Origin of the sequence: Spiractinospora alimapuensis (assembly GCF_018437505.1) — a bacterium.
In the GTDB taxonomy this organism is placed as follows: domain Bacteria; phylum Actinomycetota; class Actinomycetes; order Streptosporangiales; family Streptosporangiaceae; genus Spiractinospora; species Spiractinospora alimapuensis.
Genome location: NZ_CP072467.1, coordinates 623,164 through 645,144, shown reverse-complemented (window position 1 = coordinate 645,144; position 21,981 = coordinate 623,164). Strand labels below are relative to the sequence as shown.

25 protein-coding genes are annotated in these 21,981 nt (G+C 68.6%); 15 read left to right on the top strand and 10 right to left on the bottom strand.

Annotated elements, in window-relative coordinates:
- Nucleotides 1–167 precede the first annotated feature (167 nt).
- On the bottom strand, nt 168–1,160 hold the full coding sequence (locus J4H86_RS03010; protein ID WP_236541830.1) for an IS481 family transposase: 993 nt from the start codon (nt 1,158–1,160) through the stop codon (nt 168–170).
- Between the two features lie 174 nt (nt 1,161–1,334).
- On the opposite strand from J4H86_RS03010, the gene J4H86_RS03005 reads away from it, so the two are divergent.
- The 4 genes from J4H86_RS03005 to J4H86_RS02990 are packed head-to-tail and all read left to right on the top strand — an operon-like array spanning nt 1,335 to nt 3,670.
- Nucleotides 1,335–2,234, top strand: coding sequence for a transposase (locus J4H86_RS03005; RefSeq protein WP_236541828.1), 900 nt, complete (start codon nt 1,335–1,337; stop codon nt 2,232–2,234).
- Between the two features lie 58 nt (nt 2,235–2,292).
- Nucleotides 2,293–2,709 (top strand): VOC family protein, encoded by a 417-nt coding sequence (locus J4H86_RS03000; RefSeq protein WP_236541826.1) that lies wholly within the window; start codon nt 2,293–2,295, stop codon nt 2,707–2,709.
- Nucleotides 2,710–2,742: 33 nt separating this feature from the next.
- Nucleotides 2,743–3,297, top strand: coding sequence for a dihydrofolate reductase family protein (locus J4H86_RS02995; RefSeq protein WP_236541825.1), 555 nt, complete (start codon nt 2,743–2,745; stop codon nt 3,295–3,297).
- A gap of 58 nt (nt 3,298–3,355) precedes the next feature.
- Entirely contained in the window at nt 3,356–3,670 is a 315-nt protein-coding gene (locus J4H86_RS02990; RefSeq protein ID WP_236541823.1) for a molecular chaperone GrpE, read from the top strand.
- Nucleotides 3,671–3,971: 301 nt separating this feature from the next.
- Here J4H86_RS02990 and J4H86_RS02985 read toward each other — a convergent pair whose 3' ends face one another.
- Nucleotides 3,972–4,583: a TetR/AcrR family transcriptional regulator gene (locus tag J4H86_RS02985; RefSeq protein WP_236541821.1), complete on the bottom strand. Its 612-nt coding sequence runs from the start codon at nt 4,581–4,583 to the stop codon at nt 3,972–3,974.
- An 87-nt stretch (nt 4,584–4,670) separates the two neighbouring features.
- Between J4H86_RS02985 and J4H86_RS02980 the strand changes: the two genes are divergently transcribed.
- The 3 genes from J4H86_RS02980 (at nt 4,671) to J4H86_RS02970 (ending at nt 7,067) form a co-directional block, all read left to right on the top strand.
- Nucleotides 4,671–5,096, top strand: coding sequence for a nuclear transport factor 2 family protein (locus tag J4H86_RS02980; protein ID WP_236541820.1), 426 nt, complete (start codon nt 4,671–4,673; stop codon nt 5,094–5,096).
- The gene (locus J4H86_RS02975) at nt 5,093–5,941 is read left to right on the top strand and encodes an NmrA family NAD(P)-binding protein (protein ID WP_236541819.1); all 849 of its coding nucleotides are present in this window, start codon (nt 5,093–5,095) and stop codon (nt 5,939–5,941) included. Before J4H86_RS02980 ends, J4H86_RS02975 begins: the two co-directional genes overlap by 4 nt.
- Nucleotides 5,942–6,227: 286 nt before the next feature.
- Nucleotides 6,228–7,067 (top strand): mycofactocin-coupled SDR family oxidoreductase, encoded by an 840-nt coding sequence (locus tag J4H86_RS02970; protein ID WP_236541817.1) that lies wholly within the window; start codon nt 6,228–6,230, stop codon nt 7,065–7,067.
- A gap of 21 nt (nt 7,068–7,088) precedes the next feature.
- Here the strand turns inward: J4H86_RS02970 and J4H86_RS02965 are convergent, their stop codons facing one another.
- From J4H86_RS02965 to J4H86_RS02955, 3 genes are all read right to left on the bottom strand, one after another.
- A complete protein-coding gene (locus J4H86_RS02965) occupies nt 7,089–7,400 on the bottom strand; it encodes a DUF397 domain-containing protein (protein ID WP_236541815.1) in 312 nt (103 codons plus the stop codon).
- Between the two features lie 109 nt (nt 7,401–7,509).
- Entirely contained in the window at nt 7,510–7,755 is a 246-nt protein-coding gene (locus J4H86_RS02960; protein WP_236541814.1) for a DUF397 domain-containing protein, read from the bottom strand.
- Between the two features lie 8 nt (nt 7,756–7,763).
- Entirely contained in the window at nt 7,764–8,639 is an 876-nt protein-coding gene (locus J4H86_RS02955; RefSeq protein ID WP_236541812.1) for a helix-turn-helix domain-containing protein, read from the bottom strand.
- Nucleotides 8,640–8,777: 138 nt separating this feature from the next.
- Between J4H86_RS02955 and J4H86_RS02950 the strand changes: the two genes are divergently transcribed.
- On the top strand, nt 8,778–9,089 hold the full coding sequence (locus J4H86_RS02950; protein ID WP_236541811.1) for a hypothetical protein: 312 nt from the start codon (nt 8,778–8,780) through the stop codon (nt 9,087–9,089).
- A 39-nt stretch (nt 9,090–9,128) separates the two neighbouring features.
- On the opposite strand, the gene J4H86_RS02945 is transcribed toward J4H86_RS02950, so the two are convergent.
- From J4H86_RS02945 to J4H86_RS02935, 3 genes are all read right to left on the bottom strand, one after another.
- Nucleotides 9,129–9,782 carry a GNAT family N-acetyltransferase gene (locus J4H86_RS02945; RefSeq protein ID WP_236541809.1) on the bottom strand — a complete coding sequence of 218 codons (654 nt, stop codon included), beginning with the start codon at nt 9,780–9,782 and terminating at the stop codon, nt 9,129–9,131.
- A gap of 125 nt (nt 9,783–9,907) precedes the next feature.
- Complete coding sequence (locus tag J4H86_RS02940) at nt 9,908–10,618, bottom strand: class I SAM-dependent methyltransferase (RefSeq protein WP_236541807.1); 711 nt, start codon at nt 10,616–10,618, stop codon at nt 9,908–9,910.
- A gap of 61 nt (nt 10,619–10,679) precedes the next feature.
- Complete coding sequence (locus J4H86_RS02935) at nt 10,680–11,321, bottom strand: TetR/AcrR family transcriptional regulator (protein ID WP_236541805.1); 642 nt, start codon at nt 11,319–11,321, stop codon at nt 10,680–10,682.
- A gap of 141 nt (nt 11,322–11,462) precedes the next feature.
- Between J4H86_RS02935 and J4H86_RS02930 the strand changes: the two genes are divergently transcribed.
- From J4H86_RS02930 to J4H86_RS02900, 7 genes are all read left to right on the top strand, one after another.
- On the top strand, nt 11,463–13,643 hold the full coding sequence (locus J4H86_RS02930; RefSeq protein ID WP_236541803.1) for an MMPL family transporter: 2,181 nt from the start codon (nt 11,463–11,465) through the stop codon (nt 13,641–13,643).
- 151 nt (nt 13,644–13,794) lie between these two features.
- Nucleotides 13,795–14,484 carry a Crp/Fnr family transcriptional regulator gene (locus J4H86_RS02925; RefSeq protein WP_236541801.1) on the top strand — a complete coding sequence of 230 codons (690 nt, stop codon included), beginning with the start codon at nt 13,795–13,797 and terminating at the stop codon, nt 14,482–14,484.
- A 108-nt stretch (nt 14,485–14,592) separates the two neighbouring features.
- Complete coding sequence (locus tag J4H86_RS02920; protein ID WP_236541799.1) at nt 14,593–15,591, top strand: hypothetical protein; 999 nt, start codon at nt 14,593–14,595, stop codon at nt 15,589–15,591.
- Entirely contained in the window at nt 15,588–17,579 is a 1,992-nt protein-coding gene (locus tag J4H86_RS02915; protein WP_236541797.1) for a hypothetical protein, read from the top strand. Before J4H86_RS02920 ends, J4H86_RS02915 begins: the two co-directional genes overlap by 4 nt.
- On the top strand, nt 17,576–18,751 hold the full coding sequence (locus J4H86_RS02910) for a hypothetical protein (protein ID WP_236541795.1): 1,176 nt from the start codon (nt 17,576–17,578) through the stop codon (nt 18,749–18,751). The genes J4H86_RS02915 and J4H86_RS02910 overlap by 4 nt, the downstream gene beginning before the upstream one ends.
- A gap of 129 nt (nt 18,752–18,880) precedes the next feature.
- Nucleotides 18,881–19,561: a TetR/AcrR family transcriptional regulator gene (locus J4H86_RS02905; RefSeq protein ID WP_236541793.1), complete on the top strand. Its 681-nt coding sequence runs from the start codon at nt 18,881–18,883 to the stop codon at nt 19,559–19,561.
- Nucleotides 19,558–20,208 (top strand): GNAT family N-acetyltransferase, encoded by a 651-nt coding sequence (locus J4H86_RS02900; RefSeq protein WP_236541792.1) that lies wholly within the window; start codon nt 19,558–19,560, stop codon nt 20,206–20,208. Before J4H86_RS02905 ends, J4H86_RS02900 begins: the two co-directional genes overlap by 4 nt.
- A gap of 39 nt (nt 20,209–20,247) precedes the next feature.
- Here J4H86_RS02900 and J4H86_RS02895 read toward each other — a convergent pair whose 3' ends face one another.
- Nucleotides 20,248–21,480 carry an MFS transporter gene (locus J4H86_RS02895; protein WP_236541790.1) on the bottom strand — a complete coding sequence of 411 codons (1,233 nt, stop codon included), beginning with the start codon at nt 21,478–21,480 and terminating at the stop codon, nt 20,248–20,250.
- Between the two features lie 36 nt (nt 21,481–21,516).
- On the bottom strand, nt 21,517–21,945 hold the full coding sequence (locus J4H86_RS02890) for a MerR family transcriptional regulator (protein ID WP_236541788.1): 429 nt from the start codon (nt 21,943–21,945) through the stop codon (nt 21,517–21,519).
- Nucleotides 21,946–21,981 lie beyond the last annotated feature (36 nt).

The window sequence follows — 21,981 nt, the reverse complement described above, 5'->3', positions numbered from 1 at the left end:
GCCACGTCACACATGGACATGGCGGGCGTCACACGGCCACGCTCCGGTGTCCTGGGGACTCGTCGCGGAGGCTCGAGGGGTGGCCTGGCACCTTCCCCAGTGTCGACCTTTTCCAGAAACGAACGTGACCCGCGGTGATGATTGCCCCTCCTGGGTGGGGTCGATACCTAGGTGTTCTGTCCTGTGAGGTTGGTGACGCGGGTGGTGGGTGGGCCGTTGATGGCGGTGTGGAAGCGGTGGTGATTGTAGTGGTGCAGCCATCCGGTGAATGCGTGGCGGCGTTGGGTCTCTGAGGTGTAGGGGCGGGCGTAGGCCCATTCGTCGGTCGGGGTGCGGTGGAAGCGTTCGACCTTGCCGTTGGTTTGGGGCCGGTAGGGGCGGGTGCGCTTGTGTGCGATCTGGGTCTGGGTCAGCGTTTCGCGCCACAGACCGGATCTGTAGCAGGACCCGTTGTCGGTCAGGACCCGCTCCACGGTGATGCCCACCGAGGCGAAGTAGGCCGCTGCGCGCTGCCAGAAGGCGGTGGCGGTCTCTTTGCGTTCGTCGGCCAGGATTTCGGTGTAGGCCAGGCGGGAGTGGTCGTCCAGGGCGGTGTGCAGGTAGCTGTGGCCGATCACCGGGGACCCGTTGCGTCGGGCGGTGGTGGCTGCCTGCTTGTTGCGTACTCCCGCGTGGCGGCCCACTGCGCGGTGGCCGCCGCCGTCGGGGATGGAGCCGAGTTTTTTGACGTCGACATGGACCAGTTCGCCGGGGCGGGCGCGTTCGTAGCGGCGCACGGTGCGGCCGGTGGCGCGGTCCAGGTGGGCCAGGCGAGCGCAGCCGTGGCGTGTGAGGATGCGGTGGACGGTAGAGGCGGGCATGTGCAGGTGCCCGGCGATACGGGCCGGTCCCCACTGGTTGAGGTGGCGGAGTTTGATGACGCGGCGCTGACGGCGGATGGAGGTGCGCCGGGGCGAGCGGGCGGGACGGCTGGAGGCATCGGTCATGGCGGCTGGGCCGCCGGTGCGGTAGCGCGCGGCCCAGCGCTGGGCGGTGGTGGCCGAGACCTGGAAGCGTTCAGCGGCCCGGCGCAGCGGCCATCCGTCCTCGACAATGCAGCGGGCCAATGCCAGGCGGCCAGCCGGTGCGAGCTTGGCGTTGGGATGGGTAGCGTGAGGCATCGAGGGCCTTCCGGTCCGGTGATGATGTCGCAATCCCCATCGATACCGGAGGCCCTCTTCGTATGCATCACGCGGGGTGGGTGTTACCAACCTCCATGGTCAGTACACCTAGATCGTTGATGGGAAATCGCTGAATTGGCTGTGGACGTGGCGAAGGGCGCCCATGGTAAGTGTGTGACTTCAAACCTGGACGCCCTTCTGACCGCACTCTATGTTCATCTCGATGACCATGTCCTACCTTTGGCCCAGCAACGGCCACGGCCCGGACGGCGTCGTCTGCTCACCGACGCCGAACTCGCATGTGTCGCGATCGCCCAGGTCCTGCTCGGGTACGACTCCGAACGCCGGTGGCTGCGTCTGGCCCCCGCACGGATCGGGCACCTGTTCCCTCGCCTGCCCGGCCAGTCCGAGTACAACCGCCACCTGCGCGATGCCGCCCCGGCCCTGCAGGCCGCGGCGATGTACCTGGTCCGGGCCCTTCCCACCTGGCACGAGCGGCTGCGCCTGATGGACGGAACCCCGGTGCGCTGCGGCGCCTCCCGGACCACGGTGAACCGGTCCGGGCTGGGCGAGGTCGCCGGCTACGGGCGCGACGCCTCCCACCACGCCTTCTACTGGGGTGCCAAGCTCCTGCTCGTCACCACCGCCGAGGGAGCGGTGTGCGCGTTCTCCCTGGCCCACCCCAAGGAGCTGGACGAGCGCAAACAGGCCCTGCACCTGACCCACGTCCAGACCCTCGCGCCCGGGCCGCGTCCGATCGTGTGCGACAAGGGTTTCGCCGGGGCCGGAATCGAGGCCGCCATGGCGGCCCTGGGGCACCAGCTCATCCGCCCAACACGCGGCGACGAGCCCGAACCTGGGGTGAAGGTGTTCCCCTCCTGGCTACGCCAACGAATCGAAGCGATCATCTGGACACTGAAAAACCAACTCGGCCTGGAACGCCACGCCGCCCGCACCACCGAAGGACTATGGGCCCGCGTATGCCAACGCATCCTCGCGCTCAACGCCGCAATCTGGCACAACTGGCTCATCGACGCCCCCGTCAAACGATCACTGATCGCCTACGACCACTAACCACACAAACCCCATCAACGATCTAGGGGAGAACAATCCACACGATCAAGGGGGAATCGTGGCAGAGCAGGACACAGCGATGGGGGCCGTCACGCCACATCTGGTGGTGAACGGCGCGTCCGGGGCGATCGACTTCTACGTCAGAGCGTTCGGGGCCGAGGAAGTGCAGCGGGTCCCCACAGAGGACGGTCGGCTGATGCACGCCGCGATCACCATCAACGGGGACACGGTCATGCTCATGGATGACTTCCCCGAGGCGCGCGACGGCCAACGGAACGACCCCCAGGCGATTGGCGGGACGCCCGTATTGCTGCACCTGGAGGTTCCCGACGTGGACGCCGCCTGGCAACGCGCGCTCGACGCGGGCGCCAAGGTGACCATGCCGCTGGAAGACCAGTTCTGGGGCGAACGCTACGGACAACTCGTCGACCCGTTCGGGCACGTGTGGTCACTGGCCAGCCCCACCAAGTCCTAGAACGACAGATCAGAACGAGACGGAGTACTCAAGGTGCGCACGCTCGCGATCACGCAGAACATCACTCTCGACGGGGCGGCCGAGATGCTCGACGACTGGTTCGATCCCCAGGGATCCGGCGATGTCGCCGATCTCCTGGCGGAGCAGAACCGGCAGTCGGCGAACTCCGACGCCCTGCTGACCGGGCGGCGCACCTTCGAGGACTTCCGTAGCTACTGGCCCCTACAGACCGAGGACCCGACGGGCATCACCGCCTACCTCAACCAGGTGAACAAGTACGTCGTCTCGGCCACCCTGGAGGAGCCAGGGTGGCAGAACACCACCATCCTGCGCGGCGACCCGGTGGAGGCGGTCCGCGAACTCAAACGACAGCCGGGACTCGACATCGTGGTCACCGGCAGCATCACCCTGTGCCACTCCCTCATCGCGGGGGGAGTCGTGGACGAGTACCGCCTCTTCGTGTACCCCGCTGTTCAAGGACGGGGCCGTCGCCTGTTCCCCGATGGATTCAAACTGCCTCACTTGACCTTGCGGGAAGCCATGGCGTTCTCCACCGGCATCACCTACTCGCGCTACACGGTGGACTGAGGTCCTCAAGAACGGGCGCCGCGATGACGGGATGTGTGCCACGCTGACGCTCATGGCGATGACGCGGCGAACCACCCCGAGGAAGAAGCGGTTCCCTGTCTCAGTGGAGCGCGAGACCGAACGTTTTGCAGAGGCAGCGCACCTCCCCGGTACAGCGGAGCGCGCCGCCCTGGTCGAGATCTCCGGCACCCCCGCCGAAGGGACCCTGACGCTGTCGGCGACGCTGGCCGCCCTGGTCGAGGCGGGCCACCGAGCCACCGCCCACCAGGTGCTCGCCGACGCCTACACCGCTATGGCCGCCGAACGCACCGAGGAGGACCACGCCGCCCGCGCCGCCATGCGTGGCCGCGTATCGCGCGGGGAAGCCGCGTGAGCCGGCTCCACCCCGGTGCGGGGGCGTCTGTCCTGGGCTGACGTCGGATTCGGGCGCGGGCCCCCGGCTGGTGGCCGTCCACCAGGCAGGGGCCCGCCGGGCGATTGTCGGGTGGTGCTGACTTCCACGAAGAAGGAGCCGCGGCTCACGCTGGTCCCGCTCGGTCCGGCCGATCCGCTCGCGGGTTGGTGCTGTGTGATGGGATCACGCTCTACGCTGAGGACCCAGTCGAGGATGCCGGGGCGTAGAGTCTGGCGACGATGACCTCGGTCGCTCAAGGCCGCTCTGGCGCTGGGATTCATCACTCCTCGGTTGTCAACCCTCGCGGTGGGCCGGAGTCCAGGACTCTGGTGACGAAGTTCGCCAACTGCGCCCGCAATTCTTCCCGCGGAATGCGCTGATCTCCGGCCAAGTGCTCGACGAGGTCGGCTCGGGTGGCCGCGAGCAGGGCGTGGGCGGTGAAGCCGCTGTCGGTCAGGCCAGGGATCTGCTCCAGTACGGCTCGGAGCAGGCCGTGCCACCGCTCGTAGTGTTCCGCCACGTAGGGGCTGCTGCTCCCGCCTTCCTCCAGAGCCAGCGCGAGGCGCCGGTTGTCGAATTTGAAGCACAGGACGGCGTCGAGCAGGGCGGGTACGCGATCCCGCGGTGGTGTCTCGGGCCCCAGAGGTGGGGGGCCGGCCTCGACAGCCTGCTTGATCGGTTCGAGCCGTGACTCGTACAGGGCACTGAGCAGCCCGGCGCGATCCCCGAAGGCGCGGAACAGTGTTCCCTTACCGACGCCGGCGGCCGCCGCGACGTCGGCCATGGTGACGTCCTCGGGACTCTCGCGCCGCGAGAAGAGCGCGTCGGCGGCCACGAGCACGGCCTCCCGGTTGCGGATGGCGTCCTTGCGGGACGACTGGCGTTCGGGCATGCCGTTCCTTCCAGTTGCAAAACGGACCCGTGGTCCATATCGTTGAAGCGGACCCAAGGTCCGCATTCTTTGATCTGGAGGATACCCATGTCCGCACCAACTTCCCCAGCGGATCTGTTCCGCCACAGCTTGCGACTGCTGCTCGACAAGGACATTCCCGCGTGGGTCGCCCTGTGGGCCGAGGACGGCCTCATGGAGTTCCCCTTCGCACCCGACGGCTGGCCCCGGCGCCTGGAGGGCAAGACGGACATCGCCGCCTACATGCGCCACTACCCCGACCACATCGACCTGCACGACTTCCCCGACCTGCGGATCCACCAGACCACCGATGCGCAAACCATCGTGGTCGAGATGTGCGGCGTCGGCCGCCTGGTGGAGACGAACGCGCCCCTCGACATGACCTACATCGCCGTCGTGACCGTTCGAGACGGTCGCCTCACCTCCTACCGCGACTACTGGAACCCCCTCGCCGTCCAGGAGCCCGGAGTCGACTTCACCGGGAGCAGCCGATGACCCACACCGGCACCACGCTCGTCATCGGCGCCACCGGCACCACCGGACGCCGCACCGCCGCACAGTTGACAGCCATGGGTCACCGCGTGAAAGCCGCCAGCCGCCGGGCCACCCCGATCGACGGCGCCGAGCCGGCCCCCTTCGACTGGTACGACCCCGCCACCCACCCGGCCGCCCTCGACGGAGTCGACCGCGCCTACCTCATCCCGCCGGTCGGCGACTCCGACCCCACGGTGACCATGCTGCCGTTCCTTCACCAGGCCCGCTCGGCCGGCGTGCGGCGCGCGGTGCTGCTGAGCTCCTCGGCCATCCCCGAGGGTGGCCCGGCGGTGGGAAAGGTGCACCAGGCTCTGCCCGACCTGTTCGAACAGTGGGCGGTCCTGCGGCCCTCGTGGTTCATGCAGAACTTCACCGGCACGCACGCGCACGCCCAGAGCATCCGCGACGAGGGCATCATCTGGACCGCCACTGACGATGGCCGGGTGGGCTTCGTCGACGCCGAGGACATCGCGGCCGTCGCCGTCCGCGCGCTGATCGACGAACGGGCCCCTAACACCGATCTCGTCCTCACCGGACCCGAGGCGCTCAGCCACGATGACATCGCGGCGCTGATCACCGAGATCATTGGCCGGACCGTGGTCCATCGCCGCCTGTCCTTAGAGGGGATGCGCGATCGCCTCGCGGCGCAGGTGCCGGTGGAGTTCGCCGCGATGCTGGCCGGTCTGGACCGTGCTATCGCCGAAGGTGTGGAGGACCGCGTCACCGACACCGTCCAGCGTCTCACCGGTCGGCCCCCGCGCGCCTTCAAGGCCCTCCTCGAGGGGGAGACGCGGCGCGGTCACTGATACTCCGGGACACGGTTCTGGCTCGGTGACCTGCGCGACCCCGGTCTCGTCAGCGACGGCGGCTCGGATGTCGGTCCAATCGTCGTCGCTGACTCCCAGTCCGGTCCGGAGCCACAGGGGGGTGGCTCCGGACCGGACACCTTCGACTGCTCGGGAGCGCGCCTCCCTCCGGTGGCGACCCCCTGGCCCGATGCCCCATTGATCACGAACGCCACACATCTTCCTTTTTGGCACTTCGTGTCATTATTATCGGCCTCAGTGACCTGGATCACTCGAGGAGGTAGCCATGGGAAGAGTCGAGCGCAAGGTCGCCTTCATCACCGGAGCGGCCCGAGGGCAGGGCCGGAGTCACGCGGTGCGGCTCGCGCAGGAGGGTGCTGACATCATCGCCGTCGACAACTGCGCCGACGTCGCCAGCGTCACGCCCTTCTACGCCGGCGCCACGGAGGAGGATCTCGCCGAGACCAAACGGCAGGTCGAGGCCCTGGGCCGCCGGGTGTTCACGGCGAAGGCCGACGTCCGCGACATCGACGCGCTGCAACAGGCGGTCGACGACGGGGTCGCCGAGCTCGGGCGCCTCGACATCGTCGTCGCCAACGCCGGCATCTTCACCTTCGGCACCGAGACACACAAGGTGGACGAACAGTCCTGGCAGGACCTGATGGACATCAACATCACCGGTGTCTGGCACACGACCAAGGTGGCGACCCCCCACCTGCGCGCCACCGGCGCCGGCGGATCCGTGATCCTCATCAGTTCCCTGGCCGGCTTCAAGGGACTCGCCAACGTCGCCGCCTACACCACCACCAAGCACGGCATCGTCGGCCTGATGAAGGTGCTGGCCAACGAGCTCGGCGCGCACGGCATCCGCGTGAACAACATCCACCCCAACGCCATCGACACCGACATGGTGAAGAACGAGGCGACCTACAAGCTCTTCCGCCCCGACCTGGAGAAGCCCACCCTGGAGGACGCCGAGCCCTCGTTCGCCGGCCTCAACCCCTTCGGGATCGGCTTCATCGACCCCGTCGACGTCTCCAACGCCGTACTCTTCCTGGCCTCCGACGAAGCACGCTACGTGTCAGGCGCCCAGCTCCCCGTCGACGCGGCCGCCGCCGTCCAGTAGCCCCCGCCTCGCCGGCCTCCCTCAGAGTTCCCGGCTCCGGAGGTCGGTGAGGAAGGCGCCCCACTCCCGGGCAGTGAAGGCCAGATCCCCGGCGTCGGGGTGCTTGGAGTCACGGATCGCGGCGCCGGTCGGAAGGTCGGCCACCTCAACGCAGTTTTCACCACCCGTGGAATAGGTGGACGTGCGGAAGGCCGTGGTCACCGGGGCGACTTCCACGCAGTTGTCCTGGGCGGTGGAGTACGAGGACTTGCGGAACGCCGGGAGGGCGGGCGCGACCTCCACACAGTTCTCCTGTGCGGAGGAGTAGGAGGACGTGCGGAACGTCAGGCACATGGGGCGGCGCCTCCTGTCGTGAGCGACGAACAAGGGGACCCGGCGCATGTTCGCGCGGGTCCCCTCAAGCCCTGCCCGGGCGAGGCGGTAGGGCTAACTCCCCGCAGGGTTACAGCTCCCCAGCCCGGAGGTCGGTGAGGAAGGCGCCCCACTCGCGGGCGGTGAAAGCCAGGTGTCCGGCGTCGGGGTGCTTGGAGTCGCGGACAGCAGCGCCGGTCGGAAGCTCGGCGACCTCCACGCAGGTGTTCGCGGTGGCGGAGTAGGAAGACTTACGGAAGGCCGGGGTGACCGGGGCGACCTCCACGCAGTTTTCTTGGGACGTCGAGTAGGAAGACTTGCGGAATGTCAGGTGCATGATCAGGCTCACTTGTCGTATTCAGCGGCGATGGATCCGATGTAGTCAAGAGATTGCCTCGGAGCCAATGCCAGGTTGTGCACGGCGTCAAAGATCAGCGTATGGCGATCGACATAGGCTTCATCCTCCACGTATAGGGATTCCACGCCGGTGGAGATGCTGACGATTCCCGGCTCTGGACTCGGAAAGTCGATCAGCGAGAAAGCTCCGTCCATGGCCGTATGCGCCCCGGCGTCGAACGGCACCACAAGCAGGGTCACCTTGTAGTGAGCCGCCATGCCTTGTAGAAAACGAAGCTGCTCGGCCATGACCTCAGCGGACCCGACAACCCGGCGGAGCGCAGCCTCATCGATCACACAGATTAACTGTGGGCCGCTCGGAGCGTCGAGCACACTGCGGCGGGCCATTCGGGACTCCACCTTGCGCTGAGTGTCCTCCGCGGGCACGATCCCGCCGGATTCGAAGATCGCTTTCGAATAACTCGGAGTCTGCAACAATCCCGGGATCGCCAAAGCCTCGTACGAGCGGATCCGAGTTGCCTCGGCTTCGAGGTCGGGCAGCGATCCAGGGAAGAGATCGGCGTATTGGTGCCAGTCGCTGCGACCACGAGACTCCTCGGCCAGACTGAGTAGATGTTCCCTCTGCTCATCCGGTACGTCATAGATGTCGAGGAGCCTGGCGATCTCGTCGCGCTTCGGGAACTTCCACTCGTTGCGCTCCATGCGGGTGAGTCGAGGGCCAGCCGACCACCCCATGCGCTTCGCAACCTCGCCGGCCGTCAGTCCGGACTCGGCGCGCAACCTTCGGATGGCGGCGGCCAAGCGCCGCCGATGCACACCCGGCGACCGGTTCGCTGTCACCGCGCTCCCACCTCTCTTCGTCATCGCCTCATGATGCTAGCGCTTAGAAAAATTCTTTCCAACAAATAAAACTCATTGTGATTCTTTTCGACAAAGGTCATACTGGAGTCAGTGCACACCCCTTGTGCCTGTTGCCACTTCACTTGGTTAGGAGCTGACTCCATGGCGTCAACGAGTATGCCCAGCGACCTGTACACCGAGGTAGTTCAGGTGTTTCGGGGCGGGGAGCCGGACGACGACGGGTTCTCACTCGCTGGTCGGATCTCTCCGCTGACTCGCTCCTTCAACTCCCACACCTGCGCGTGTGCCTGTGTGCCGTTCCCGCACAGCCTGTGGGAGTTCCTGGACCGGTTGAACCCCTACGCGCTGGACAGCGACATCTGGTTGCGGGTCATCGGTGAGGACTGCGACCTGCCGTTGCCCGAGGGGGCGACGCTCATCGCGACGCGGCGGGTGAGCCTCTGCGTCGAGTGAGTCGGAGCCGGATGTTCGTCGCGGACTGTGGAGGCGCGGCTATCCCTCCGGCCGCGCTCCCAGGAGGGGGAGGCACGGCTCCACGCCCGTCATCTCGACCTCGATACCGCGGTGCCTCTCCCACGCGGCGCGGGTGAGCCGGAAGCGTTGCCCCTTCCGTTTCACGCCCCGCACGACGCGCAACTCCTGTCCGTCGGGTTCGTAGCCGAGCTTGACACTCACTCGGAGGGAGGCGGGGTTGTCGTCGAACGCCTCGGACTGGGCGTACTCGGCGCCGAGTCCGGCGAAGGCCAGGTGCAGTACGGCGGCCCGCATTTCTGTCCCTATCCCTTGACCTTGGTGCGCCTGCCCAAGCCAGGATCCGCTGCCGACGGAGCGAAGAACGGAGAAGTCCTCGGCGTGGATTTCCTGCATTCCGATCGGCGCACCGGCACTGAACACCACCATTGGTAGCGCCCACTGCGCGGGTCTGATCCCGGCGAGCATGCTCCAGAAATGCTGGATCGTTCCCCGCGCCCGCTCCTCCGGCGGCGCGTCGGTCCACGGGGTCGCGAACGGCATCTCGTCGCCATCATGGATCCCAGCGGCGGCAACGTCACCCAGGGCACCGAGTTCCTCGAGGTCAGCGAGTCGCAGCTCTAGCCGCGGCGTGCGAAGCCGAAGGCCGTAGAGCGGAAAATGGTCGACGAGCATAGAGGAATCGTGGCACCCCGTGCCCTCCGACGTCTCGCGGTTTTTCGGCAGGCTGAGTCTGACCATGGTGTATTGGCACCAGATGGTGCGGTACTACGCCGAGCACTGTGGGACAAACGCCGCTCCTATCGGGGGCGTGGAGGCACCGGAACCGCGCTGACCCATGTTCCGTCCTCGGTGAGCCACCGGTCCAGGCGAAGTCCGGTGTGGTCCAGGGCGTCGGTGAGAGCCACGTCGTCCAAGCCGACGGCGGTGAAGTGGTGGATCCACTCGCTCGCACCGATGGAGTATCGGACCGTGGCCGTCACCGCTCCGCCGGGTCCGTGCACGGGGTCCCGCAACTCGACCGCGATCCCGTCCTTCTCCTGCCGGCCGGGTCGGACCGACTCCGCCCACTCCCGTGTGTGTCGCTGGAGGACGACGTTCCCGTCCGGTCGGCAGTGCCGTCGGCAGGCGCGTAGCAGGCGATGGCGCTCCTCGGGGGACGGGGTGTTGACCAGATGCGACGCCAACACCACCGCGTCGAACCGCCGCCCCAGTTCGAGCGCGGCGATGGAGCCATGCACCGTCTCGGCGCCTCGGATGTGGGCCAGCATCTCGGCTGACTCGTCGACGGCCACCACGCTGTGCCCTCGGGCGGTAAGGGCGTGCGTCAACCGCCCGGCGCCGGCACCGAGGTCCAGGATCTCCGCTCCGTCGCGCAGTGCCGACGCGATGACCTCCGCGTCCCGCCCGACGGGCAGCCGCGCGTACAGGTCCACCGCGCACCCGTCGCGCGTGATCACTCCAGGGCCGCTGCCCCAACTTGATCCCGATGCCCCCGAGGGTTCGGTCACGGAGTTCCTCCCAGCGCCAGCGCCGAATCAGTTCCGAGCCTAGGGACCGTCAGCCGGGGAGTCACGGGGGAGGAGCGCTCCCGGCGCCGATGGTCGACGCCAGATAGCCGTGGAGTACGGCCTTGAGCTCGGCCAACACCGCTGGACGCTTCGTCGACTCGGCGGCGATGACCAGCGGGAAGAGCCCTCTGACCGTGGCGACGGACACGTTGGCCATGACCTCCAGCCGTTCCTCACTCTCGTGCGGGGCGCGGAAGCGGAACACCGCGCGGAGTCGGCTGCTGATCTCACCACGGATGCGGTCGGCGACCTCGGCCAGACGGGGTGACGCGCCAGATCCGTGGAACAGGACCCAGAACGCGGGGCGGCGCGTCTTGAACTCGGTGAGCGAGTCGAGAACCTGGTCGATCAGGGCCGACAGTTCCAGGCGCGCGACATGCTCACCGAGGTGCTGGTCCCAGAAGTCCTGGGAGGCCACGGTGTAGCGCTCGGCCACGCCGTCGAGCAGTGCGTCCTTGTTCGCGAAGAACTGGTAGAGCGATCCGGGCGAGACGCCGGCGCGCGCGGCGACGGTGTTGGTCGTGGTCTCCTCGAAACCGACCTCGCCGATGAGCTCCTCCGCCGCGTCCAGGATCTGCTCCATCCGGCGGAGCCCCCGCTCCTGCCGCCGGACCTGAGCCGATGAGCGCGGATTGGCAGACATGGGCCTCCTCGTTGACAAACACGAGCGATCGCTCGTATTCTCTGCCCCTGAAAACGCGAGCATTCTATCGTATTCGTGATTCGAGGTGTCGTGTTCCTGTCACATCGCACTCACCCCGCCCCTTCCCACCAGGACCCCTCGGTGGCTCCCTCCGGCCTCCTGGCCCGATGGGGACGGCTGACGGCACGTCGGCCCCGCACCGTGCTGCTCGCTGGCCTGCTCAGCCTCGTGATGAGCGGACTCGTCGGGGTTCCCACCGCGGCGTCCCTCGTCCTGTCCCGATTCGAGGCCGCGGGTTCGGAGTCCGACCGGGTCGCCACGACCCTGCAGGAGGACTTCGGGGCGGGCCGCACCAACATCACGGTCGTGGTCACCGCATATGAGGGCGATGTGGACGACGCGTCCTTCGCTGAGGAGGGACGACGCCTCACCGAGGAGATCGCCGCCTTCGACGGCGTGGCGGAGGCCTACTCGTACTGGACGCACGACCACACCCCCACGATGCGGGCCGAGGACGGCACCCAGGCGTTGATCCTGGCGCGCGTACCCGGAGACGCCGACGAGGTCCGCCGCGACGTACTGCCGGACTTCCTGGAGGAGTTCACCCGGGACACCGACACCTACCGCATCCAGATCGGTGGCGGGGAAGCCGTCTTCCTCGACGCCAGTAGCGAGGCCACCGCGGACTTCGTGCGCGCCGAACTCATCATCTTTCCCACGGTCTTCCTCCTGTTGCTGCTGGTGCTGCGCAACGTGTGGATGGCGATCGCTCCGGTTGGCGTCGGCGTCTTCACCATGCTCGGCACGCTGGCCCTGCTTCGCCCCGTCACCTGGTTCGCGGAACTGTCCACCTTCGCGCTCAACATCACCCTGGTGATGGGACTCGCGCTCGGCGTCGACTACTGCCTGTTCCTGATCCAACGCTTCCGGGAGGAGCTGCGATCCGGGCGCTCCGTCGCCGACGCCGTGGAGCGGTGTGTCGCCTTCGCGGGCCGGACCGTCATCTTCAGCGGTGTCACGGTCGCGGTGTCCATGGCGATGCTGGTGGCGCTCCCCTTCGACTTCCTTCGCTCCTTCGCCTACGCGGGGATCGCCGTGGTCGTCGCCGGGGTCGTGGGCTCGGTGGTCTTCCTGCCCGCCGTGCTCGCACTGCTGGGACACCGCGCGGCACGACGCCTGTGGGGGCGCCAGGACACCGAGGCCGACACCGGGTTCTGGAGCCGGACCGCCCACTGGGTGATGCGCCGTCCGGTGGTGAGCGCGCTCGCCGTGATCCTCGTGCTGTTGACGTTGGCCGCGCCCGCGCTCAACGTCCGTTTCGGTCTTCCCGACGAGTCCACCCTGCCCGAACACGCCCCGTCACGACAGGCCCAGGAACAGGTCAGCGCTAACTTCACCGCCGAGGAGATGGACGCCCTCCACGTCCTGGTTAGGGGAGACCGGCTCGGCGACACCGAACTCGACGCCCACGCCGCCGCGCTCTCCGACATCGAGGGTGTGGAACGCGTGGACGGTCCGACCGGGGCCTTCACCGACGGCCAGCGGGTCGAGGGGCCGGCGAGCTACGCCGACCGGTTCACCGCCGACACCGGCGTGTGGCTCTCGGTGGTCCCCACGATCGAACGACTGGACACCGACCCCTTCGGACTGGTCGAGGAGGTACGGACCCACGACGCCGGCTACCCCGTGGAGGTGGGCGGATACCCCGCAGACCTGGTGGACTATCGCGACTCCCTGCTCGACCGGCTCCCGCTGCTGCTAGTTCTCGTCCTCGGCGTCACCTTCGTGATCCTGTTCCTCCTCACCGGCAGCCTGCTGATCCCGGCGAAGGCCACCGTGCTGAACCTGCTCAGTCTGAGCGTGATGTTCGGGGTGTTGGTGTGGGGCTTCCAGGAGGGCAACCTCGCGGGACTGTTGGGCTTCACCCCACCGGGAGCCCTGGAGCTCAGCTTCCCGATCCTCATGTTCTGTATCGCCTACGGGCTGTCCATGGACTACGAGGTGTTCATGCTGGCCCGCATCAAGGAGGAGTACGACCGCACCGGCGACACCACACACGCCACCGCCGTCGGGCTCCAACGCAGCGGACCCCTCATCACGGCGGCCGGTGTGATCCTCGCGGCCTCCTTCGCCGCCTACGCCACCTCCGGGGTCACGTGGCTGCAGATGTTGGGGATCGGCCTCGCGGTGGCGATCCTCGTCGACGCCACCCTCATCCGCGCCGTCCTCCTCCCCGCCTTCATGCGCTTGGCCGGCTCCGCCAACTGGTGGGCCCCACGTCCCCTGCGCAGGCTGCACGACCGGATCGGCCTCACGCACTGAGCCCCCCGCCAGCCGAGACGCCGACGATCGCCCCCACGGACGACAAATCCCCGCCCGCCGAACCGAGGAAATCGGCCACTACCGGGGGCGATCACGGGCTTCGCGGGGAACAACTCCGCGAAATCCCCCAGAATCGGTAGGAGAGTCGTGAGTGGTCAGACAGGGGTTCGGTGCGCTGCTGAGCGACGACACATGGACGCGGCTCCTCGCCCGAGGAGCACACCGCCGCTTCGACGACGGCGAGGTGATCATCCGGCAGGGGGAGCTCGACTCCACCGTGTTCCTCCTGGCCGAGGGAATCGTGAAGGTGACCTCCGACCGGGTTGAGGGAGGAGCGAGCCTCCTGGCGCTGCGGGGACCGGGAGAGGCGCTCGGGGAGTTCTCGGCCCTCTCGGGTCTGGCGCGCACCGCCACGGTCACCGCCTGCGGCGGTCCGTGCGTGACCCGAGCGCTGATCGGTCCGCACTTCAACCTCCTCGTGCGGCGGCTGCGGATGGAGACCGCCGTCTGGGGACACGTGGTTCGGCGCCACCAGGAGAGTGAGGCGCTGCGTACGGACATCATCGCGCTCCCCGCCGGGCAACGGCTCGCCGCCGCGTTACTCCGCCTGACCGCGCTGCTCGGGGTCCCCGTCCAACCGTCCGGAAGTGAGACCAGGGGAGCGGTCCTGCGCCTGGGGCTGTCCCAGCAGGAGTTGGGTGACTGGATCGGCCTGTCGAGGTCGTCGGTCGCCGGAGAGTTCCAGCGCCTGCGCCGCGACGGCCTGGTGGAAACACAGCGACACCAGATCACCGTCGTCGATGTGGCCCAGCTCCGGGACCTCGCGCGGGGTGACCGCTGACATAGTTCGCCGCAGTGTCCAATTCTGGACACTGCGGCGGATCACGGCACGCGACTCTCGTCAGAGGCGGCCGGAGACGGACCGGCCCGCGTCGCGAGAGGAAGCCTGATGGTCGTCCCCCAGCGCACTCCCCGTACCAGCGTCCCGTTGCCCCCGTACCACGCCGTGCTCGTCGTGGACGCGGAGAAGTTCAGTCACAACCCGTCCCAGGACCAGGGCACGCTGCACAACATGCTGCGCGACGCCCTGCGCATGGCGTTCGAGGACGCCGACCTGACGCGGCTGTGGGAGAACGCGTCCTTTCCCCAGAGCACCGGAGACGGCTACATCGTCGGGGTGGAGCCGGCCTACCTCCCCTTCCTGATCCACCCCCTCATGGACAAGCTGCAGTCGGTGCTGGACGAGATGCAGCCGAGTCTGGCCTACGCGAACCGATCGATGCGGCTGCGACTGCGTGCCGCGATCGGGGTGGGACCGCTTCCCAACAGCGGCGGCGCCCGGAACGACGACGGCATCGGGGCGGCGATGAACGAAACCCATCGCATCCTGAACTCTCCCGCGCTGTACGAGGCCATGAACACCAGCGACCCCGAAACCACGCTGGTCGCCGTCGGCCTGACCCAACGGGTCTTCGAGGACGCGGTCCTCAGCGGCTGTTCCGGAGTGCGAGCACGGCTCTTCACCAAGGCCTCCGCCGACCTCCCCAACAAGGGGTTCTCCGCGCCCGTGTACGTGTACGTCCCCCGGCCCAGCCCCGGGACCACCGTCACCGGAACCCTCGCGACGCCCGACGCGCCGCCGACGGAGTCCGGCGCCGACCAGCCGGAACCAGTCCAGGAGGACACCAGCAAGGAAGCGTCGTCCGGCAGCGACGGATCCACCAACAACAACAGTGGGACGGTCGGGAACCTCGTTCAAGGCCGCGACCTCAAGGACGTCACTCTCGGCGACCGAACCGAGACCCACCACCACGGCGGTATCGGCGGCATCAACGGCAACGTGGAAACCGCGTTCGGCTCGGTGCATGGACCGGTCAACACCGGTTCCGGCGACCAGGTCAACCACCCCAAGCACCGCCGACGTGACGACGAGGACACCGCGTCATGACCACTTCCGGGGTTGGTGGCATCACCGGTAACGTCGACACCGCCTTCGGTAGTGCCCACACGGTGAACAGCGGGTCCGGGAACCAGTTCAACACCTACCTGCTCGACCGAGACGCCGCCGTCGACTACCTCCGGCAGATCCAGGTGCTGCCCCCAACAAGCGGCTCCGTACGTCGGGGGAGAGGCGTCATCTCCGTCGAGGAGGTGCGGCGCATCACGAAGTGCTTCGTCCAACCCGAGGGGTTCCCTCCCACCGATGGCACCAGGGTCGGCTACTTCACCGGGGCCGCGGGTGTCGGTAAGCGCACGGCCGCCGTGGCGTGGCTGTCCCGCAGCGCGGACGCCGTCCGCCCGGTGCGCCGCCTGCCCGACGGCGCCACCGACGACGGCGAGCCACCCCTGCACGGGACGGCGATCGAGAGCGGCGAGTTCCTACTCCTCGACACCACCGACATCGCCGCGGACGACTTCACCGCGCTGCTCCATGCCCTGCCCGAGTACGAGGGCTTCGTCTCCAGGGCCGAGGCGTGGCTCGCGGTGATCGTCACGTCAGAGCAGGAGCGTCAGCTCGAACTCAGCGTCCGCGACGGCGTCGCCCACATCCGTCCCCCCGAACCGTTCGCGGTCCTGGACCGACACCTCCGCTACCAGGAACTCCCCAGGGCCACCGGCAAGGTCGACGCCGAGACCCGGCACTGGGTGGAGCGGCTCCACACCGAGAGCATCGCCGACCTCGCCCACTTCACCAACCGGGCGAGGAACACGAACCCCACGGCGGGGTTCACCGACTGGTTCGCCACCGCCGTGGCGTCGATGAAGGACCTCGACGCCGACATCACGGGCCTGGTGGAGACCCACGTCGCCAGCGCGGACCGCGCCACCCTGCTCGCGGGGGCCGTACTGGAGGGCCTCGCGCTCGAGAAGGTCCACGCGGCGACCATGATCCTCCTTCGACACACCGACGCCCCCATGGAGGAGACTCCAGAGTTGGAACGTCTGGGCTTCACCGCCCGCCTGGGCAAACTCGGGTTCACCATCGGTCCGGAGCGTCAGGTGCGTTTCGCCCGCGTCACCTACGCCAACGCCATCCGGGACAGGTTCTGGGACGACCGACAACCGCTGCACCCGGCCTTCGAACGCTGGATCAAGGAGTGCGTGGAGACCCTCCGGCTCACCGGCGACGAGGGTCTACGGCTGGCACGCCGTCTCACGGAGCAGTGCCTGCGAGTGCGACGGCTCGACGCCCTGCTGCGTATCGCTCACTCCTGGACCACGCCGTCGGAGACGGTGCGGCCCCTGGAAGCCACCCAGATCCTGACCGATGCCCTGGCCGACCCGGACGCGGCGCAGACGGTCCGGCGACGCCTCTACGCCTGGGCGGAGCAGCGCGAGACACCGCTGATCCGCGCCCAGGTCATCACCCAGATCTGCGTCACCACGTTGCGGGAGAGCCACCCGAACCAGGCGTTCGTGCGACTGCGACGACTCACCCGCAACGCCGACCCTCTGGTCCGCGACCACGTCCAGAACGAGATCCTGCGTGCGGCCGATGAAGACCCCCGGTTCCGCAGGACAGCCCTCCAGGTGCTCGCGGCCCGGGACATGAACCCCACCGACCACGAACTGCTGTTCCACCTCACCCACGCGGACGGGTCGTCGGGGATCGCGACCTTTCCCGCCGGCCACCGCGAGGGGCAGGCCTTCCGCACGTGCCTCGAGAAGGCGATCGCCGCCGCCCCTGACGAGGCCCACCGCCACGGGGTGCGCTGGCTGCGGGCCTGCGTCACCGGCGACCACTGGCGCACCCTCACGCTCGTCATCGACGCGGCGCTCGCCACCGGCCACGGCCACGTGCTCTACACGACGGCGCGCCGCTGGGCCCTCGACGAACGCCGGACCCCGCACGAATACCAGCGGCGCCGCGACGTCGCGTGCGCGGTCATCCACCGCATCAACCGCCATGACCTGTGTAGGGAGGGTCCACGGTGAACTCCACGTCCCGTCTCCTGATGATCCTGTGCGTCACGAGCGTCGCCCTCGCCCTCACCGCGCCGCTCCTCGGCTGGTGGGTCCTTATCCCGGGCGTGGCACTGCTCGTGGCGGCCGGAGCGCTGTTCCTCACCCGCGGCGGCGCACGGCCGACCGCCCCGCAGGAGCGGACCACGTTCCCCGCGACACCTGCCCCGGAGCCGCCGGACGAGCCGTCCTCCCGACGCAAGCACCTGGTGCGCGAGTCCTTCGCCAGTGCGCGCGAGGACTACCGGTTCCTCCTCAGCGCCGTGGTCTGCTGGCGCGGCCCCGACCTCAGCGACCACAAGGCCGAGGCCGCGGCGATCCTCAACATCCGGGAGCGTGCGGGGCACCATCTCCGCTCGGAGGACCCCGACGAGTTCGAGGCCGTGCGACACCAGCTCGCGTTCGTGCTCAGCGGCGGGCCCTGCCCTCACCCGGGAGTGAGCTACGTGTGGGCCGAGGACGTCCAACTGGAGCTCGCCGACTCCGACCGGGAACGACTGACTCAACTGCGGGAGGTCCGCAAGAAGCAGGCCGCCCGCGAGGAGGAACGCGCACTGGAACGCCTGGAACGCCAATACCTCGGAGAGGACGCGCTCGCCGACCCGGGACGGGCCCTGGTGTGGTGGCTGGCCCGCAACCCCGACCGCGTCGAGGACACCGTCGAGCGCATCGGGACGCTCTCGACCCTGTCCGCCGCCGCGACCGGCGCCCCCGTGCCGCAGTTGTACCGGGACCTGTCGGGCTCCGGACCCGAATCCCCGCCCCCGAACCCGACTCACCCACCCGCCGCCGAGCGGCCGTCCGACCCCGCGGCGCCGGACCCGCGGGACCTGTGGGTCACCGTGGTCGCCGACGCGGCCAAGGACATGGACGGGTTCGCCCGAGAGACCTTCGTCGACCGCCTGACCGAGGTTCTGAGCACGCACGGGAACCGCGAGTACGCCGACCACCTGCGCGCGGCCTTCGATGTTCCCGGCCTCGACGACCCACCGACCCCTGAGCCGTTGAGCGACGAGCCACTCGCGCCGCACCCCGACGAGTGGTCCCTCGCCGACGTGCCCGACACCGTCCAGCCCTCGAACGGCGCGGCTCCGACCCCGACGCCCGACGTCGACGGCGGGGAGAAGGACGACAACCGGTCGTGAGGCCAGCCCCGAGAAGAGACGGAGCGTGGTCGCCAAGGGTTCGTGGGGGTCACCCCAGTCGCAAACCCTTCTTGGCCATCTGACTTGGTCAATTGGCCAAGTCGGGCGGCCAACACCTATGGTGGGGGCATGAGCGACCAGACGACCCAGGTGGCGCGCACGCGGATCACCGCCGACGAGCGCCGGCGACGGCTCCTCGCGGCGTCGCTGCGGGTGATGAAACGTGAGGGGATCGCCGCGGCGACCACCCGAGCCATCTGCGCGGAGGCGGGCATGCCGCACGGGGCCTTCCACTACTGCTTCCGCGGCAAGAGGGAGCTCTACGCGGCCCTGCTCGCCAGCGACATCGAGTTCGACCTGGAGGCCACGTGGCCGGAGATCTCGCCTGAGGTAAGCGCGGGGGAGAACATCCAACGGCTCCTGTTCGCCTACTGGTCCCAGGTCGAGGCCGACCCCGAGGCACAACTGGTGCTCTTCGATCTCGGCAGCTTCGTGCTCCGTGACCCGGAGCTTCGCGAGCTGCCCCACTGGGGGCACCGGGCGTCACTGGAGAAGATCGCCGGATACGTCGCACGCCTCGGAGTCGAGGCTGACCTGACCTTCACGCGCGGGGAGGGAACACTCGCCGAGCTGGTGGCCGCCACCCTCAACGGTGTCGTGTGGTCGTGGCTCGCCCACCGCGACGACGAGGCCGCCCGGGAGAGCCTCGCCCGGTTCGCCGAACTCGTCGCCGAGTTCACCCGGAAGCGAGATCCCGGCGGCCCCGCCCAACCGGATCGAACCCCCACAGAGGACAAGGGACGACCATGACCGACATCACCTACCGCCCCTACCAGGAACGCGACGCCACCGACGTCAAGTCCATGATCAACGAGGCGTTCCACATCCACCGATACATGCGCACGAACCGTCCGCTCGACAGCGCCTTGGAGTTCTACCTCCGCGATCGCCTCCTGGCCAGCACCTACGCGCGGGTCGCGCTCATGGATGGGCGGGTGGTCGGAGTCGTCATGGGCCGCGTTCCCGGCACCCCGCGACTCCCGCACGTGACCCGGAACCGGCTTCTCACCTGGTTCCACCTGGCCAGGATCGTTGTCACCGGGTTCTTCGACCTGCGCTCGCTCGCGCAGTTCTTCACCTTCGACGCGATCTACCGCAGGCTGCGCCGCGCCACCTCCGCGCCGCTGACCGACGAGCTCACGCTCTTCGCGGTCGACGCCTCCACCCGGGGCTCCGGCGTCGGAACGACGCTGTACCAGGACTACATGCGGCACCTGCGTCACCACGACCGGACGGACTTCTACCTCTACACCGACTCGCTCTGCTCCTACGGCTTCTATGAGAAAAGGGGAATGACCCGTACCGCGTCGGAGGACATGCGGCTCCGTCTCGACGGCGACGTCGAGGACCTCGGGGTCTTCCTCTACGCGGGAAGGGTCCCCGAAGCGTCCGGGTAGCCGCGTCCCCGAGGTCGCGGGCTGCCGGGACGCGAGGAGTCAGCCGCCCTTGCCCACGGCCGAGGCCTCGGCTCTCGGCAGCGGGAACAACCGCACCGATACCACCATCACGACGAGGCCGGCGACGCCCATGGCCGTCGCCGCGAGCGCGACCCCGGGTCCGCCGTTGTGGGCGAGTGCTGCGCCGCCGATCGCCCCGGCGAGAGCGGTGCCCACGTAGAGGGCACTGGTGTTGAGCGCGACGGCTTGGGTACCGGCGTCGCCGGCCAGTCTGAGGATGCGGGCGTTCATCGGCGGGTTGAATCCCCATCCGCCGAGGCCCCACAGCACGAGCGTCGCCACCACCAGCCAGACCGGTGCGGCGCCGCCACCGAGGGCACCGATCGCGGTGAGGATCGCGGCCGAGGAGACCATCGCCGCGCACGTGGCGACGAGGGCCCGGTCGGTCCCCCACCGGTCGTTGAGTTGACCGCCGAGGTACGCGCCCACGGCACCCGCCGCTCCCGCCACCGCGATGAAGAAGGCGAGCGCCGCCCCGCCGGCACCGGTGAGGTCCTGGGTCAGGGGAGCGATGTAGGTGTAGATCATGAGCCCGCAGCTCGCGCCGACCGTCGTTCCGGCGACGCAGAGCAGGACGGCGGGCCGCCGCAGGGTCCGCAGTTGTTCGCCGACGGTGAGCTCCGGCGCCCCGGGGACGCGCGGCAGGAGCCGCAGACTCGCCACCACCACGGCGCCGGCGAACAGGGCCACCGCGACGAACGTCGCCCGCCACCCGAAGGCGTCACTGATCAGGGTGCCCAGCGGCACGCCGACGAGCAGGGAGACGGTCAGTCCGGACGCCACCGCCCCGATGGCGCGTCCCGAGCGCCCCGGGGCGGCCATGCTCGCCGCCATCGCGAACACCGCGGGCGTGATCGACGCGGCCACGGCGGCGGTGACGATCCGCAGGGTCATCAGCGCGACGAACCCGGGTGCGGCGGCGGCCAACAGATTGAGGACCGCGAACACGGTAAGCCCGCCCACCACCAGGGCCTTGCGCGGCAACCGCGCGGTGGCGACCGCGAGCGGCAGGGCCGCGACCGCGTAGGTCAGGGAGAACCCGGTGACGAGTTGGCCGGCCGTCGCCTCACCGACCCCGAGATCCGCCGCGAGAACCGGAAGCACCCCGGCGATGATGAAATCGTCGGTGCCGATGACGAAGGTGGCGAGGACCAGGCAGGCAAGCCACCCGGCCCCGGTGCCGGACGGCGTCCGACCTGGTTGTGCTGTCATGGCCAGGACGGTAGGACCCTGACACGGGTGTCAAGGTCAAGCGGGCGTGGGAGAACCCGCCGGATTGGGGTCCTCGGCGCCGAGGGCCGCCGTGGCCTCCAGCTCCGCGTTGTAGCGGGCGAGCCGTTCCCGAAGGCGCCGCAGCCGCTCGATGCGTTCGTCCAGTCCGGCGAGCCGACGCCGCGCGGTCTCCAGCTTGTTCGCACACATGGGGGTGTCCGCCAGCGGTCGGTCCAGACACGTGTCCATCACCGGCCCACGCAGGTCGTCCACAGTGAGCCCGATGTCCAGGAGATCCTTGATGTTGCGCGCCCGCACGATGGAGGTCTCGTCGTACACGCGGTAACCGTTGGCGTCCCGCCCCGGCGACAGCAGCCCCTGCTGCTCGTAATAACGCAGGGAACGCGGGCTTGCCCCCGACCGTTCCGCCGCCGCCCCGATCTGCGATAACTCAGTAGAGCCCATGATGCCAACCTAGGGGGTTGACACTGGTGTCAAGGC

Bases quoted from the DNA above. Each gene is read 5' to 3' on its own strand.
- J4H86_RS03010 (WP_236541830.1), bottom strand. From the start codon at position 1,160: ATGCCTCACGCTACCCATCCCAACGCCAAGCTCGCACCGGCTGGCCGC.
- J4H86_RS02990 (WP_236541823.1), top strand. From the start codon at position 3,356: ATGACGCGGCGAACCACCCCGAGGAAGAAGCGGTTCCCTGTCTCAGTG.
- J4H86_RS02985 (WP_236541821.1), bottom strand. From the start codon at position 4,583: ATGCCCGAACGCCAGTCGTCCCGCAAGGACGCCATCCGCAACCGGGAG.
- J4H86_RS02980 (WP_236541820.1), top strand. From the start codon at position 4,671: ATGTCCGCACCAACTTCCCCAGCGGATCTGTTCCGCCACAGCTTGCGA.
- J4H86_RS02975 (WP_236541819.1), top strand. From the start codon at position 5,093: ATGACCCACACCGGCACCACGCTCGTCATCGGCGCCACCGGCACCACC.
- J4H86_RS02970 (WP_236541817.1), top strand. From the start codon at position 6,228: ATGGGAAGAGTCGAGCGCAAGGTCGCCTTCATCACCGGAGCGGCCCGA.
- J4H86_RS02965 (WP_236541815.1), bottom strand. From the start codon at position 7,400: ATGTGCCTGACGTTCCGCACGTCCTCCTACTCCTCCGCACAGGAGAAC.
- J4H86_RS02960 (WP_236541814.1), bottom strand. From the start codon at position 7,755: ATGCACCTGACATTCCGCAAGTCTTCCTACTCGACGTCCCAAGAAAAC.
- J4H86_RS02955 (WP_236541812.1), bottom strand. From the start codon at position 8,639: ATGACGAAGAGAGGTGGGAGCGCGGTGACAGCGAACCGGTCGCCGGGT.
- J4H86_RS02950 (WP_236541811.1), top strand. From the start codon at position 8,778: ATGGCGTCAACGAGTATGCCCAGCGACCTGTACACCGAGGTAGTTCAG.
- J4H86_RS02945 (WP_236541809.1), bottom strand. From the start codon at position 9,782: ATGCTCGTCGACCATTTTCCGCTCTACGGCCTTCGGCTTCGCACGCCG.
- J4H86_RS02935 (WP_236541805.1), bottom strand. From the start codon at position 11,321: ATGTCTGCCAATCCGCGCTCATCGGCTCAGGTCCGGCGGCAGGAGCGG.
- J4H86_RS02920 (WP_236541799.1), top strand. From the start codon at position 14,593: ATGGTCGTCCCCCAGCGCACTCCCCGTACCAGCGTCCCGTTGCCCCCG.
- J4H86_RS02915 (WP_236541797.1), top strand. From the start codon at position 15,588: ATGACCACTTCCGGGGTTGGTGGCATCACCGGTAACGTCGACACCGCC.
- J4H86_RS02905 (WP_236541793.1), top strand. From the start codon at position 18,881: ATGAGCGACCAGACGACCCAGGTGGCGCGCACGCGGATCACCGCCGAC.
- J4H86_RS02900 (WP_236541792.1), top strand. From the start codon at position 19,558: ATGACCGACATCACCTACCGCCCCTACCAGGAACGCGACGCCACCGAC.
- J4H86_RS02895 (WP_236541790.1), bottom strand. From the start codon at position 21,480: ATGACAGCACAACCAGGTCGGACGCCGTCCGGCACCGGGGCCGGGTGG.
- J4H86_RS02890 (WP_236541788.1), bottom strand. From the start codon at position 21,945: ATGGGCTCTACTGAGTTATCGCAGATCGGGGCGGCGGCGGAACGGTCG.